This is a genomic window from Pseudomonas sp. KBW05, from assembly GCF_003852405.1.
In the GTDB taxonomy this organism is placed as follows: domain Bacteria; phylum Pseudomonadota; class Gammaproteobacteria; order Pseudomonadales; family Pseudomonadaceae; genus Aquipseudomonas.
This window is the reverse complement of sequence record NZ_QAJM01000032.1, coordinates 26,019-40,206: the sequence shown is the minus strand read 5'-3', so window position 1 is coordinate 40,206 and position 14,188 is coordinate 26,019. Positions and strand designations below refer to the sequence as shown.

At 63.2% G+C, this 14,188-nt stretch carries 11 protein-coding genes and 1 pseudogene; 8 read left to right on the top strand and 4 right to left on the bottom strand.

The features are described 5' to 3' along the window. Nucleotides 1–18: 18 nt before the first annotated feature. Nucleotides 19–873, top strand: a complete 855-nt coding sequence (locus DBR46_RS25090; RefSeq protein ID WP_124528385.1) for a helix-turn-helix domain-containing protein — start codon at nt 19–21, stop codon at nt 871–873. A gap of 18 nt (nt 874–891) precedes the next feature. Here DBR46_RS25090 and DBR46_RS25085 read toward each other — a convergent pair whose 3' ends face one another. Next, a complete protein-coding gene (locus DBR46_RS25085; RefSeq protein WP_124528384.1) occupies nt 892–1,650 on the bottom strand; it encodes an ABC transporter ATP-binding protein in 759 nt (252 codons plus the stop codon). A 1-nt stretch (nt 1,651) separates the two neighbouring features. Continuing rightward, nucleotides 1,652–2,422, bottom strand: a pseudogene (locus DBR46_RS25080) (ABC transporter permease); the annotation flags it as partial. A gap of 307 nt (nt 2,423–2,729) precedes the next feature. On the opposite strand from DBR46_RS25080, the gene DBR46_RS25075 reads away from it, so the two are divergent. Continuing rightward, nucleotides 2,730–3,812: an LLM class flavin-dependent oxidoreductase gene (locus tag DBR46_RS25075; RefSeq protein WP_124528383.1), complete on the top strand. Its 1,083-nt coding sequence runs from the start codon at nt 2,730–2,732 to the stop codon at nt 3,810–3,812. Between the two features lie 154 nt (nt 3,813–3,966). Here the strand turns inward: DBR46_RS25075 and DBR46_RS25070 are convergent, their stop codons facing one another. Continuing rightward, complete coding sequence (locus DBR46_RS25070; RefSeq protein ID WP_124528382.1) at nt 3,967–4,761, bottom strand: class II aldolase/adducin family protein; 795 nt, start codon at nt 4,759–4,761, stop codon at nt 3,967–3,969. Nucleotides 4,762–5,021: 260 nt separating this feature from the next. Next, the gene (locus DBR46_RS25065) at nt 5,022–5,927 is read right to left on the bottom strand and encodes a LysR family transcriptional regulator (RefSeq protein WP_017736142.1); all 906 of its coding nucleotides are present in this window, start codon (nt 5,925–5,927) and stop codon (nt 5,022–5,024) included. 214 nt (nt 5,928–6,141) lie between these two features. Between DBR46_RS25065 and DBR46_RS25060 the strand changes: the two genes are divergently transcribed. The 6 genes from DBR46_RS25060 (at nt 6,142) to DBR46_RS25035 (ending at nt 13,925) form a co-directional block, all read left to right on the top strand. After that, nucleotides 6,142–6,753, top strand: a complete 612-nt coding sequence (locus tag DBR46_RS25060; protein ID WP_124528381.1) for a cysteine dioxygenase — start codon at nt 6,142–6,144, stop codon at nt 6,751–6,753. Then, a complete protein-coding gene (locus DBR46_RS25055; RefSeq protein ID WP_124528380.1) occupies nt 6,750–8,333 on the top strand; it encodes a rhodanese-related sulfurtransferase in 1,584 nt (527 codons plus the stop codon). Before DBR46_RS25060 ends, DBR46_RS25055 begins: the two co-directional genes overlap by 4 nt. 95 nt (nt 8,334–8,428) lie before the next feature. Continuing rightward, complete coding sequence (locus tag DBR46_RS25050; protein ID WP_124528379.1) at nt 8,429–9,259, top strand: TauD/TfdA family dioxygenase; 831 nt, start codon at nt 8,429–8,431, stop codon at nt 9,257–9,259. A 190-nt stretch (nt 9,260–9,449) separates the two neighbouring features. Beyond that, complete coding sequence (locus DBR46_RS25045) at nt 9,450–11,903, top strand: TonB-dependent siderophore receptor (protein WP_124528378.1); 2,454 nt, start codon at nt 9,450–9,452, stop codon at nt 11,901–11,903. Between the two features lie 9 nt (nt 11,904–11,912). After that, nucleotides 11,913–13,430: an FAD-dependent oxidoreductase gene (locus DBR46_RS25040; protein WP_124528377.1), complete on the top strand. Its 1,518-nt coding sequence runs from the start codon at nt 11,913–11,915 to the stop codon at nt 13,428–13,430. Nucleotides 13,431–13,562: 132 nt separating this feature from the next. Next, nucleotides 13,563–13,925: a ferredoxin family protein gene (locus DBR46_RS25035; RefSeq protein WP_124528376.1), complete on the top strand. Its 363-nt coding sequence runs from the start codon at nt 13,563–13,565 to the stop codon at nt 13,923–13,925. Nucleotides 13,926–14,188 lie beyond the last annotated feature (263 nt).

The following is a 14,188-nucleotide window of genomic DNA, read 5'->3' as shown; positions in this document are numbered from 1 at the left end:
CCAAGTTGCGTCCACACCATGAAACACCACCGACTCGACCTGTATCACCCGATGATGGCCGAGGACGCCGACGTCTTCCCACGCGCCGTGGTGGCCGTGGGTGCCAGCAGCCACTCGGACACCTGGGAACATGCCCAGCACGCCCATCGCAAAGGCCAGTTGATGTACACCCTGCGCGGGATCATCCACTGTGAAATCGAAGCGGGCATCTGGATCGTGCCGCCGCAATGCGCACTATGGATTCCCGGCGGGACGTTCCATGCGGCGCGTGGTTCTGGCGAGGCGCAGGTCTATTGCCTGCTGATCGACCCCGACGCTGCCCGCGCCCTGCCTGCGCAATGCTGCACTCTGGGCGTGTCAGGCCTGCTGCACGAGCTGATCAGCAAGGCCGTAGGCTTCCCGCAACTGTATGAAGAGGACGGCGCTCAGGGTCGCTTGATCAGCACACTGCTGGATGAACTGGCCGCCGCGCCCATCGAAGCCCTGCACCTGCCCATGCCGCAAGACCCGCGGCTGCGGCGCCTGGCCGACAGCCTGCTGGCCGAGCCAACAGACAAGGCTACCCTCGGCCAATGGGCCGTGCGCGTCGGCATGAGCGAACGCAGCATGACGCGGCTGTTGCTGGAAGAACTGGGCCTGAGTTTTGGCCGTTGGCGCCGGCAGTTGCACGTGATCCTGTCCCTGCAACGACTGGCCAAGGGCGACAGCGTGCAGCGCGTGGCCCTGGACCTGGGTTATGAGAACGCCAGTGGTTTCATCACCATGTTCCGCAAGGCCGTGGGCCAACCGCCGGCGCGTTACCTGGCGGACCGCATGGGCACCACCGGCAATGCCGCACAGCCCGGCATTGCGATGACCGACGCGCCGGATTAAGGCGCGCCGGCGTGACAATCAAGCGTGGGCAAATCGGCGCAATGTTGTCTGCGCCAACCCCACGGTCGGCGCACTCACTTCCACCCCAAGCAACCCCAGCAACCGCGAGCGAATCGCCTGGAACCCCTCCTGCCCCGTATCCCGCGCACGCGGCAGATCAATCTTCAATTGCTCGGCAATCTTGCCGTTCTGCAGCACGATCACGCGGTCGGCGAGCAAGATCGCTTCATCCACATCGTGGGTCACCAGCAACACGGCCGGCGTGTGTTTGCGCCACAACTCGATGATCAGGCGGTGCATCTTGATGCGGGTCAGGGCATCCAGTGCGGCAAAGGGTTCATCCAGCAACAGCAATTTGGGCTCACGCACCAGGCCCCGCGCCAGGGCCACGCGCTGGGCTTCACCGCCGGACAGTGTGGCCGGGTAGGCGTCCAGGCGATGGGCCAGGCCGACTTCGGTCAGGGCCTGCACGGCGCGCGCCTTGGCGTCGGCAACGTGCAGGCCGAGCACGACGTTTTTCCACGCGCGCTTCCACGGCATCAGGCGCGGTTCCTGGAACACCGCCGCGCGCGCCTTGGGCACCCGCAGTTGGCCGCTGTCGATGCTGTCGAGCCCGGCCAGGCTGCGCAGCAAGGTGGTCTTGCCCGAGCCGCTGGCGCCGAGCAAGGCGACGAATTCCCCCGGCGCGATGTCCAGGTCCAGGCCATCGATCACCCGTTGCTGGCCGAATTGACGGACGACATTGCGCAGTTGCACGGGCGCTTCAATGGACGACATATCAATTCCTCACAAAAGATGGGCGCCAGGCCAGCGCAAAGCGTTCGAGGGTGCGGATCAGGCCGTCGATCAACAGGCCGAGCACGCTGTAGATCAGCAGGCAGATGACGATCACGTCGGTGCGCATGAAATCCCGCGCATCACCGGCCAGAAAGCCGATGCCTGCCGTGGTGTTGATCTGTTCGACAAACACCAGCGCCAGCCAGGAAATGCCCAGGGCATAACGCAAGCCGACAAAAAATGACGGCAACGAACCCGGCAGAATCACGTGCCAGATCAGCTCGCGGCGGTTGAGGCCGAGGGTGTTGGCGGCCTCGATCAACTTGGGATCGATATTGCGGATGCCGGCAAACAGGTTGAGGTACACCGGAAAGGTGGTGCCGGTGACGATCAGCGCAATCTTGGTGAACTCGCCAATGCCGAACCACAGGATAAACAGCGGCACCAACGCCAGGGACGGGATGGTGCGCAGCATCTGCATCGGCGAGTCGAGGATCACTTCACCGCGCCGCGACAGGCCGCTGACCAGCGCCGCCGCCACGCCAATGCTCACGCCAATACCCAGGCCGAACAACGCACGCTGCAAGGACACCAGCAGGTGCTTGCCCAGTTCCCCGGACACGATCATCGCCCACAGCGTGCCGCCGATCTGCGACGGCGCGGCGATCACCCGTGCAGGAATCCAGCCCGCTTGCGAGGCCAGCTCCCACAGCAGCAACAACACGACGGGGCTGAGCAAGCGCAACACGGCGTCCGGCGTGCGCCAGCGGCGATTGGCGGCGGGTTGAACAGCGCGTTTGTTGATGGTGAGCGTCTCGGTCATCGGGCTGGCTTCCTTGGAAAGACTCGACCCCATGCTAAGCGCATAAAAAACCGTGGTGAAAGTCTTTCGAGGAATAACCTAATACACATAAAATGCAAATTACTGATACATCATCCAATTTATGATTCTACATTTTAATAATTAGGTTAGAACCAAACGGCATTTTACAGCCCCGCCCCCTGCCCCTACCTTGGACGCGAATAACCGACCCCCTGCCCGGTGGAGGTGACCATCCCGCACCAGACAAGGACAGACCATGAGCATTGAATTCATCGGCTACATTGGCGGCCATCACGCTTCCGAGATCCATCCGCGCAGCGGCCCTACCCTGCAACCGGACTACGTCGAAACCGTGGCCCGTGCCCACGAAGAGGCCGGTTTCGACCGCGCCCTGGTGGCGTTCCATTCCAACAGCCCGGACAGCACGCTGATCGCTTCCCACGCCGCCAGCGTGACGAAAAAGCTGCAATTTCTGATCGCCCATCGCCCGGGTTTCGCCCAACCGACATTGGCGGCACGCCAGTTCACCACGCTGGACGTGTTCAACGGCGGGCGCACGGCGGTGCATATCATTACCGGCGGCGATGACCGCGAACTTCGCGCCGATGGCAGCCATATCGGCAAGGACGAACGCTACGCCCGCACCGACGAATACCTGAGCGTGGTGCGCCAGGAATGGACCAGCGAGCAGCCGTTCGATTTCGCCGGCACCTACTACCAGGTCGAAGGCGCGCACTCCACGGTGAAATCGCCGCAACAGCCGCATATCCCCCTGTACTTCGGCGGTTCGTCAGCGGCGGCCATCGCCGTGGCCGGCAAGCATGCCGACGTGTACGCGCTGTGGGGCGAGACCTACGAGCAAGTGCGCGAGATCGTCACCCAGGTGCGCGCTGAGGCGGCCAAGCACGGGCGCACGATTCGCTTTAGCTTGTCGCTGCGACCGATCCTCGCCGAAACCGAAGAACTGGCGTGGGCACGCGCCGACAGCATCTTGCAGCAGGCCACCGCACTGGCAGAAAAGAATGGCTTTGTGCGCCGCGAACCGCCGAACGAAGGCTCGCGCCGCTTGCTCGCCGCCGCCGCGCAAGGCTCGCGCCTGGACAAGCGCCTGTGGACCGGGATTGCCGGGCTGCTGGGCGCGCAGGGCAACTCCACGTCGCTGGTGGGGACGGCTGAGCAAGTCGCCGAAGCGTTGGTGGATTACTACGACCTGGGGATCACCACGTTCCTGATTCGTGGGTTTGATCCGCTGAATGATGCGATTGATTACGGCAAACGCCTGATCCCCCTTACCCGCCAACTGATCGCGGAGCGCGAACAGGCCCAGCAAGTCGCATAAGCAAGAACACTGCAAAATCTAATGTCGGAATGGGCTTGTGTGGGAGCGGGCTTACTCGCGAAGGCGGTGGGTCAGTTGAAATATCTTTGACTGACACACCGCCTTCGCGAGCAAGCCCGCTCCCACATTTTTAGATCTTCATTGAGTTCAATGATCAGTTTTTGTAGTCGGTATCCGTGCGTTCCAACTGCCGGATCAGCGCATTCCAATGCCGCGCCACACCCGGCCCATCACCGCTGGCAAACACCTTGGCCTGTTGCTCAACCTTTTCCACCACCTCTTTGGGCGGGAAGATCAACTCCGCATTCCCCGCCGCTTGCGCCGCGACCTGGATATTGCACGCACGCTCCAGCTGCTGCAGTTGCTGAAACGCATGCTCGACACTCACACCCGCCGTCAACAGCCCGTGGTTGCGCAGGATCATCACGCTCTTGTCACCCAGGTCCGCCACCAACCGCTCACGCTCGTCCAGGTCCAGGGCCACGCCCTCGTAACCGTGGTACGCCACGCGCCCGGAGAAACCAATGGAATGCTGGGAGATCGGCAGCAAGCCGTCCTTCTGCGCCGACACCGCAATGCCGTCACGGGTGTGGGTGTGCAACACCGCTTGCAGGTCATGGCGTGCGCCGTGGATGGCGCTGTGGATCACATAGCCGGCGTAGTTGATGCCCAGGCCGGTGGGGTCATCGACGATGGTGCCGTCGAGGTCGACCTTGACCAGATTGGAGGCGTTGATTTCATCGAACAACAAACCAAAGGCGTTGATCAGGAAATGCTCGTCCGGGCCCGGCACGCGGGCGGAGAAGTGGGTGTAGATGTGGTCGGTCCACTTGTACAAGGCCGCCAGGCGATACGCGGCGGCCAGCTTGACGCGCACTTCCCATTCTTCCGGGGTGACGCGCTGGCGGACATTGGTGGAAACGCTGGAAATCGAGGTGACGCTGCTCATGGCAAAACTTCCTGGATGGCCTTAAGGACTTCCAGGCAAGCCTAGGGGATGGATAAAAATAATAAAAAGCACATTTTAATCTAAGCTAATTATTATTTTTTTTCATAACCATATCAGACACGACACAGGACAAATGTGGGAGCTGGCTTGTGTGGGAGCGGGCTTGCTCGCGAAAGCGGTGGATCAGTTAGAACAGCTTTGACTGACACACTGCATTCGCGAGCAAGCCCGCTCCCACATAAAAGCCTCTTCCACTGGGGTTAAGCGGCGTCGCGGATCTTGTGCAGCGAAGCCGCGACCAACTTGCCAAACGCATCCACCGGCCCCTGCAAGTTGCCCAAAAAGTGCGGATAGATCAGCCACAAATCCATCACGGGCTTGAAGTCCTTGAGCGGCATCACCGCCAGTTGCTCACGGTGGGCGCTACGCTCCAGCAACGGACGCGGCACCAGGCCCAGCCCCAGGCCATCGGCAACCAGGCCCAATTGCAGCTCGGTGCCAAACGTCTCCAGGTTCACCCGCAACGCCAGGCCCTGATCGGACAAGGTACGCTGCAACCCCGCGCGGAAGCCGCAGCCATCCGGGTTGAGAATCCAGCCGTCCTGGTACACATCCGCCAGCTTGCACGGCTTCTTCGGCAACTGTGCCTTGGCACACACCACCACCAACTCCATCTTGCCGATGGACTCGCCGACAATGTTGTCGGGGAAGATCTTGCCCGCCGGGAACAACGCCGCCGCCGCGTCCAACTCGCCGCGCTCGATCTTGCCCACCAGTTGGCTGCCCCAGCCGGTGGCGACCTGGGCGCGCAGGTCGGCGTATTCGGTGCGCAGGTGCTTGAGGGCATCCAGCAGCACCACGTCGCCGATGGTCTGCGGTACGCCCAGGCGCAGCAGGCCGGTGGGCGGTGCGTCGGTAGCCACCAGTTCCCGCAGGGCATCCATCTCGCGCAGGATCAGCCGGCATTGTTCATACACGCGGGTGCCGATCAATGTGGGCTTGAGCGGCTTGGTGTTGCGGTCGAACAGCTCCACCCCCAGCGCCTGCTCGAAGTTCTGCACGCGACGGGTGATGGCGGGCTGGGTCAGTTGCAACGATTCGGCGGCATGGCTGATGGACTGGCAACGAATCACTTCGACAAAGGCGTCTATATCGTCAATTTTCATTTGGGCCGCACATAGAGAACAGTCAATAAGATGTGTGCGAAGCATAGTTGCAGGATTGCTATCTGAATAGTCCGTGCTGTGATCGATAACGTCTAAGCCTAGTCGGAGCAGTTCTAAATTACCTTCAGCTATAAGCTAATCATTAAAAAATAGCATATTAACCATAAACATTATGCTTAGATAAGCCTCATCAACACCGACTGATGGAATTGCCATGACCCAGGCCAAGCACCCCGAAAGACTCCGAGCCTTTATTGGCGCCCTGGCGGAACTGATCGACGGCAATCCGCGCGAAGGCGACCTGTTGCACCGTGGCGGCAAGCTGTTGGCGCAACTGGTCAGCCATGATGACTGGCTCCCCGATGAATTCGCCCAACCCAACCCCGAGCGTTACCAACAGTTCCTGCTGCATGCCGATTCGCGCCAGCGCTTCAGCATCGTCAGCTTTGTGTGGGGGCCGGGGCAAAGCACGCCGATTCATGACCATCGGGTGTGGGGTTTGATCGGCATGTTGCGTGGCGCAGAACTTTCCCAAGGCTTTGCGCGCGCCCCCGACGGCAGCCTGGCGCCCGAAGGCAAGCCGATTGCATTGGTGCCGGGCCAGGTTGAAGCGGTGTCGCCCAAAGTCGGTGATATCCATCAAGTGAGCAATGCCCACAGCGACCAGGTGTCCATCAGCATCCATGTGTACGGCGCCAATATCGGTGCGGTGCATCGCGCGGTGTACCAGCCCGACGGCAGCGAGAAACTGTTTATCTCCGGTTATTCCAATGCCTTCCTCCCGAATATCTGGGATTTGTCCAAAGAAAAGAGCCCTGCCCTATGAGCACCGTATCGACCCAAAGCTTCGCCCAGATCCGCCAGGCCCTGTTGGACCGTCATGAAGTCGCCCTGATCGATGTGCGCGAAGAAGCGCCGTTCGCCGAATCCCACCCGCTGTTTGCCGCCAACATCCCGCTGTCCAAGCTGGAGCTGGAGGTGTACGCGCGCATTCCACGCCGTGACACCCAGGTCACCGTGTACGACAACGGCGAAGGCCTCGCCGCCCGCGCTGCCGAGCGCCTGGTCGCATTGGGCTACACCCAGGTCAGCCTGCTGGAAGGTGGCCTGGACGGTTGGCGCCAGGCCGGTGGCGAACTGTTTATCGACGTCAACGTGCCGAGCAAAGCCTTTGGCGAGCTGGTGGAAAGCGAGCGCCACACGCCATCCCTGGCCGCCGAAGAAGTGCAGGCGCTGCTCGACAGCCAGGCCGATGTGGTGGTGCTCGACGCCCGCCGCTTCGACGAATACCAGACCATGAGCATCCCCACCGGCATCAGCGTGCCCGGGGCTGAACTGGTCCTGCGTGCCCGTGAACTGGCGCCCGATCCGGCCACCCGCATCATCGTCAATTGCGCCGGGCGCACCCGCAGCATCATCGGCACGCAATCGCTGATCAACGCCGGCGTGGCCAACCCGGTATCGGCGTTGCGCAACGGCACTATCGGCTGGACGTTGGCCGGGCAGAAACTCGCCCACGGTCAATCGCGCCGCTTTGCACCGACCTCGGAAGAACATCGCCAAGTTGCCGCCGTGGACGCACGCCGCGTTGCCGACAAGGCCCGCGTCGGCCGTGCCAGCCTCGCCGACCTCGCACGCTGGCAGCAGGAAGCACAGCGCACCACCTACCTGTTCGACGTGCGCACCCCGGAAGAATTCGAAGCCGGGCACCTGCCGGGCGCGCGTTCCACGCCGGGCGGCCAGTTGGTGCAGGAAACCGACCATGTGGCCAGCGTGCGCGGTGCGCGCATTGTGCTGGCGGATGATGACGGCGTGCGCGCCAATATGTCCGCCTCCTGGCTCGCGCAACTGGGTTGGGAAGTGCATGTGCTGGATGACCTGCAAGCCGCCCATTTCAGTGAGCAAGGCGCGTGGGTCGCCCCCGTACCGGCGCCGCCACAAGCCGAGCTGATCAGCCCGCACACCCTCGCCGAGTGGCTGACCCATGGCGATACCGTGGTGCTGGATTTCACCGCCAGCGCCAACTACGTCAAGCGCCATATCCCCGGTGCCTGGTGGGCGTTGCGTGCACAACTGCCCGCCGCCCTGGCCAAGGCCCCCGCCGCCGAGCGCTATGTCCTGACCTGCGGCAGCAGCCAACTGGCGCGCCTCGCGGTGGCGGAGGTTGAAGCCATCACCGGCAAGCAAGTGTTCCTGCTGCAAGACGGCACCGCTGGCTGGATCAACGCCCAACTGCCGCTGGAAGAAGGTGAAACCCACCTCGCCTCGCCGCGCATCGACCGCTATCGCCGCCCATACGAAGGCACCGACAACCCCAAGGAAGCCATGCAGGCGTACCTGGACTGGGAATTCGGCCTAGTGGCCCAACTGGCCCGCGACGGCACCCACGGTTTCTACGTGATCTGACCCACCCCGATCCACCTGCACCCACACCGGGTGCAGGCCCCACATCCGACCCCTCTCCAGGCGGAGGCTGAACCCACACACGAGAGGACACCCGCATGACCCTGCACATCACCCGTCTGGAACCCACCATCGGCGCCGAAATCGCCGGTATCGACCTGCGCCAGCCGCTGACCCCAGCCTTGCGCGACGAACTGCGCCAGTTGCTGCTCACGCACAAGGTGCTGTTTTTCCGCGACCAGGCCATCGACACCGAACAGCAAATTGCATTCGCCAAGGAGTTCGGCGAGCTGTACGTGCACCCCACCACCCAACAGAACGACCCGAGCCTGCCCCAGGCGCACCTGATCGAAGCCCAGGACGAACGCAAACTCTACGGCCCGCGCATCAGCGGCCGTTGGCACACCGACACCAGCTGGCTGCTGCAACCCACCCTCGGCGCGGTACTGCGCGCGGTGGACTTGCCCGACGTCGGCGGCGACACCCTGTGGGCCGACGCCGGTGCGGTATATCGCGCGCTGCCCGATGAGCTGCGCGCCGAGATCGACCACCTGCACGTGGTGCACGACTTCAAGAAGTCCCTGGACAAGGTCGGCTACGACTACCCGATCCTCGCCCACCCGCTGGTGCGCACCCACCCGGAAACCGGTGAGGACGGGCTGTTCATCAACTTCTCGCAGAACCCCTCGGTGATCGGCTGGACGCCGCAGCAGAGCAAGCAATTGATCGACCGCCTGCTGCTGGAATTCAACAAGCCGGAACACCAGGTGCGCTTCAAATGGCGCCCCGGTTCGGTGGCGTTCTGGGACAACCGTTCGACCCTGCACTACCCCGTCTACAACTACGGCGACTACCCACGCCGCATGGAGCGGGTGCTGATTGCCTATGACGATATTCCGCATCGGGTAAGAGCGGCCGTTGCTGCCTGACCCCCACTCCCAAACCCAACACAGATCCAATGTGGAAGAGGCTTGTGTGGGAGCGGGCTTGCTCGCGAAGGCGGTGTATCAGTGACAGATGGATTGACTGACCCACCGCCTTCGCGAGCAAGCCCGCTCCCACACAAGCCCACTTCCACAGGGGATTTGCGGTGCTTTCTCGTCTTCTGGAATCAGCCCCATGCCTGCATCCCGCTTTCACTACTGCGCAGCCGCCCTCAGCCTGCTCGCCATCCACACCCCGGCCCAGGCCGAAGCCGCCGACAAAACCCTCGGCACCGTGGTCGTCACCGGCAACCGTGGCAACCAGGCGCGCACCATCGCCGACAGCCCCTCGCCCATCGACGTGATCAGCGCCGAACAACTGCAAGCCAGCGGCAAGGTCGGCCTCAAGGAACTGCTCGCGCGCCTGCTGCCGTCCTTCAACCTGCCGGCAATCAACGGCGGCGGCACCTCATGGTCGGTGCGCGGGGTGACCATGCGCGGTCTGTCGGGCGACCAGGTGCTGGTGCTGGTCAACGGCAAGCGCCGCCACAACACCGCGCTGATCAACAACCTCGCGCGCATCGGCACGGCGGCGGTGCCGGTCAACCTGGACTTGATCCCGGTGTCGGCCATCGACCATATCGAAGTGCTGCGTGACGGCGCGTCCGCCCAATACGGCTCGGATGCGATTGCCGGGGTGATCAATATCATCCTCAAGGAAAACGACAGCGGCGGCAGTGCCGAAACCTCCTTCGGCCGCTACGGCGCGGGCGACGGCGACACCGTGCACCAGACCGTCAACTACGGCCTGCCGCTGCCCAACGACGGCTTCGCCAACCTGGCGCTGGACATCAAGGAACAAGAGCCATTCAACCGCACCGGCAGCGCCACCGGTCGGCTGTATGGCACCGCCGCCAACCCCGACAGCCGCGACCAGACCGCCAACCGCCACGGCTGGAACCCCAGCTACGGCCTGGGCCGCGAGAAGGTCACAAACGCCAGCTACAACCTCGAACTGCCGTTGCAGGACGACCTCAAGTTCTACTCGTTTTCCACCGCCAGCTACATGGAAACCACCAAGGTCACCGGCAACTATCGCCCCAACGAAATCACCGCGCTGGCCGGCGACCCGAACACGCCCTACCCCGACGGCATCCACGCGCAACGGCGCAACCGCACCAAGGATTTCCAGGTCGCCGGTGGCTTCAAGGGCCTGGTCGGCGGCTGGGACTACGACATCAGCTCCACCTGGGGCGAAGACGATTCCACCCTGAATGCGAACAACACGCTGAACCCGTCCTGGGGCCCGACCAGCCCGACCTCGTTCAACCTGGCCTCGCAGATCTTCGACCAGTGGACCAACAACCTCGACCTCAGCCGCACCTTCGACATCGGCCTCAGCCACCCCCTGCAAACCGCGTTCGGCTTTGAATACCGCTGGGAGAAATACCAGATCGAAGCCGGCGACTACGCGTCCTATACACCCGGCAACTACGTGCTGCCCAGCGGTCCGTTCGCCGGGCAAACGCCGCTGCCGGGGTTGGCCTCCTACAACGGCACCAGCACGGCAGATGCCGGCGAAATCAGCCGCAGCAACGTCGCCAGCTACGTTGACCTGGGCCTGGATGTAACTGACCGCTGGTACGTCGGCGCCGCCGCCCGCTACGAGCGCTACACCCAGGACATCGGCAGCACCTGGAGCGGCAAATTGTCGACACGCTTCAAGCTCACGCCGGAGTTCGCCCTGCGCGGCACGATCAACAATGGCTTTCGTGCGCCGTCGCTGGCGCAGACGATCTATGCCTCGTCAACGTTCACCTCCGGCGGCGTGGTCAATGGCCAACAGGTCTCGGTGCCGGTCAAGGTACTGCCGGTGGACACGCCTGAAGCGCAAGCGTTGGGCGCGGAAAAACTCAAGCCGGAAAAATCCCTGAACTACAGCTTTGGTTTCACTTACGAGCCCACGCAGAACTACCGCCTGACCACCGACCTGTACCAGATCGGCATCCGCGACCGCATTGTCTCCACCAGCCTGCTCGGCGGCCCTGCCGTGTCCCAGGTGCTGGTCGCCAACGGTTTGTCGCCGGGCCTGTACGCGCAGTACTACACCAACGCCGTCGACACCCGCACCCGGGGCGTTGACATCATCAACGAATACCGCCAGCAGCTGGACCAGTACGGCCAAGTGCGCTGGAGCCTGGCCTACAACTGGAACCAGACCAAGATCGAAAAACTCCAGGACACCCCGCCCGCACTCGCTGGCCTGGGCTCCAACTATCAGATCTTCGACCGGCGCCTGCAAAAAGACCTGACCGTTGCCACGCCGCAATCCAAGCTAATCCTGGCGGCCAACTGGAAAGTCAGCGCCTACACCCTGAACCTGGCCCTGACCCGCTTCGGCAGCTACACCGAAGGCGACAACAACCCGATCAACGACCGCAAATTCAGCGCCAAGTGGATCAGCGACGTGGACGCTGCCTACGACATCAACAAACACTTCACCGTGGCCCTGGGCGCCAACAACCTGTTCAACGTGTACCCGGACAAAAAAGGCATCAAGGACTGGGCCGGAGGTTATGAATACGGGCAGTTCTCGCCGTTCGGCTTTGGCGGCGCGTATTACTACACGCGCCTGGCGTACAACTTCTGAGGCCCCGACATGACTGAATTGAGCTGCGATGTCTTGATCGTCGGCGGCGGCCTGGCGGGCACCTGGGCCGCCATCGCGGCAGCCCGCGAAGGGGTCAGGGTGATCCTGGTGGACAAGGGTTACTGCGGCACCAGCGGCGTCACCGCCACTGCCGGTCCCGGGCACTGGTGGGTGCCGCCCGGCGCCCGCGAAGCCGCCATCGACAAGCGCCTGGGCACAGCCTATGGCCTGGCCGATGCGCGCTGGATGGCCCGCGCCATCGACACCACCTGGACCAGCCTGCCGGGCCTTGGCGACTACTACGCCTTCCCGCAAAACGAACACGGCGAAACCCAATACCGTGGCCTGCGCGGCCCGGAATACCTGCGCGGCCTGCGCCGCCGCGTACTCGACAGCGGCGTGACGATCCTCGACCACCACCCGGCCCTGGAACTGCTGCGCGACGACCACGGCCGCGTGGCCGGCGCCCGTGGCTGGCGGCGCCAAGCCGGTGGCGACTGGTTGATCCGCGCCGGCGCCGTGGTGCTGGCCACCGGCGGTTGCGCGTTCCTCTCGCGCCTGCTGGGCAACCACACCAACACCGGCGACGGCTACCTGATGGCCGCCGAAGCCGGCGCCGAACTGTCGGGCATGGAGTTCTCCAACTACTACTGCATCGCCGCGGCGGGCAGCAGCATGACCCGTTCGATGGTGTACAGCTTTGGCGACTACTTTGACGCGGCGGATCGGCCCTTGAGCATAAGTGGCGGCCCGACGTTTACCGAGGACTTGGCCAGGGCGCTGCTCAACGGCCCGGTGTATTGCCGCTTGAATCGGGTACCTGCGGATATTCGTGCGCAACTGCCGAGCATCCAGCCCAACCTCATGCTGCCGTTTGATCGGCGCGGGGTGGATCCGTATCGCCAGCGGTTTGCGGTGACCCTGCATCCCGAAGGCACCATTCGCGGCGTCGGCGGTTTACGCCTGCTTGATGATGACTGCCAGACCACGGTGCCCGGCGTATTCGCCGCCGGCGATGCGGCCAGCCGTGAGCCGATTGCTGGCGCCACATCGGGTGGCGGCGCGCAGAACTCGGCGTGGGCGTTGTCCACCGGGCAATGGGCTGGGCGCGGCGCAGCACGCTTGGCTCGGCAGCAGCTTGCGTATCACGGCGCACTGCGCGGGTTCGATGGCGCGGCGGGGAGCAGTGCGCAACTGATCCAGCGCATTCAGGCCGAAGTCCACCCCTTGGATAAAAACCTGTTCCGCAGCGGCGAGCAACTCGCACGTTCGCTGCGCGAACTCGACAACATCTGGGATCAGGTGCGCAGCGCACAGCCTGGCACCAACCCCCTGCGCGCCCGCGAAACCGCCGCCATGGCCGCCACTGCGCGCTGGTGCTACACCGCTGCCGCGCTGCGCAAGGAGAGTCGCGGCATGCACCAACGCAGCGACACGCCGCAGCAGAGCGAACGGTATGACGCGCACTTGCGCGTGTCCGGCGTGGACCAGATACAAACGCGCTTCGACCCCATTTCCCCAGGCTGATAACACCCCTTGTGGCGAGGGAGCTTGCTCCCGCTGGAGTGCGCAGCGCTCCCAAAAAGCCGGCTCCAGCTGCGCTGTCGAGCGGGAGCAAGCTCCCTCGCCACAGGTAATTCATACACAAGAGGTACCGACATGATTGAGCTGATCTACTCCGACCTGTGCAACGGCTGCGGCCAATGCATCACCGTGTGCCCCACCAACGTGCTGGCCTCTGACGTGCAGGGCAAACCCGTGATCGCCGAGCAACTGGCCTGCCAGACCTGCTTCATGTGCGAACTGTATTGCAGCAGCGACGCGCTGTATGTGGACCCGGACGCCGAACACCTGCGCCATCCCGACCCGGTGGCTGTGCGTGAGGCCGGGTTGCTCGGGCAATACCGCCGTGACTCGGGGTGGGATGAATGGGCGGATGATCCCAGGCATCAGAATGAGCATTGGAGGATGGATGGGATTTTTGCGTTGGCGCGGGGGGTGGGCAGCACCCTGAAAGTATGACGCCGGCCTCAGACACGTTGATCGATATAGGGCGACTGAAAAACCTCAAAATTCAACCGGGTTTTCTCTCGAGGAAAGCAAGGGTCCGCATTAATGTCTGATATCAGACGAATTTACGCAGAAGGCTCAGGTTTGGGCTCATTGGAAAGCCTGTTCTTATTATTCTGGAAGAATGCGCTCCCCACTAACCGATCCGGGGGCGATTGCGATCAGACCAAAGGGGCATTTCCAACACCACCACCGTGCCGATTCCCGCGCGGTTT

What these genes read in the sequence shown, in the direction of transcription:
- DBR46_RS25090 (WP_124528385.1), top strand. Translation starts at nt 19, where the DNA reads ATGAAACACCACCGACTCGACCTGTATCACCCGATGATGGCCGAGGAC.
- DBR46_RS25085 (WP_124528384.1), bottom strand. Translation starts at nt 1,650, where the DNA reads ATGTCGTCCATTGAAGCGCCCGTGCAACTGCGCAATGTCGTCCGTCAA.
- DBR46_RS25075 (WP_124528383.1), top strand. Translation starts at nt 2,730, where the DNA reads ATGAGCATTGAATTCATCGGCTACATTGGCGGCCATCACGCTTCCGAG.
- DBR46_RS25070 (WP_124528382.1), bottom strand. Translation starts at nt 4,761, where the DNA reads ATGAGCAGCGTCACCTCGATTTCCAGCGTTTCCACCAATGTCCGCCAG.
- DBR46_RS25065 (WP_017736142.1), bottom strand. Translation starts at nt 5,927, where the DNA reads ATGAAAATTGACGATATAGACGCCTTTGTCGAAGTGATTCGTTGCCAG.
- DBR46_RS25060 (WP_124528381.1), top strand. Translation starts at nt 6,142, where the DNA reads ATGACCCAGGCCAAGCACCCCGAAAGACTCCGAGCCTTTATTGGCGCC.
- DBR46_RS25055 (WP_124528380.1), top strand. Translation starts at nt 6,750, where the DNA reads ATGAGCACCGTATCGACCCAAAGCTTCGCCCAGATCCGCCAGGCCCTG.
- DBR46_RS25050 (WP_124528379.1), top strand. Translation starts at nt 8,429, where the DNA reads ATGACCCTGCACATCACCCGTCTGGAACCCACCATCGGCGCCGAAATC.
- DBR46_RS25045 (WP_124528378.1), top strand. Translation starts at nt 9,450, where the DNA reads ATGCCTGCATCCCGCTTTCACTACTGCGCAGCCGCCCTCAGCCTGCTC.
- DBR46_RS25040 (WP_124528377.1), top strand. Translation starts at nt 11,913, where the DNA reads ATGACTGAATTGAGCTGCGATGTCTTGATCGTCGGCGGCGGCCTGGCG.
- DBR46_RS25035 (WP_124528376.1), top strand. Translation starts at nt 13,563, where the DNA reads ATGATTGAGCTGATCTACTCCGACCTGTGCAACGGCTGCGGCCAATGC.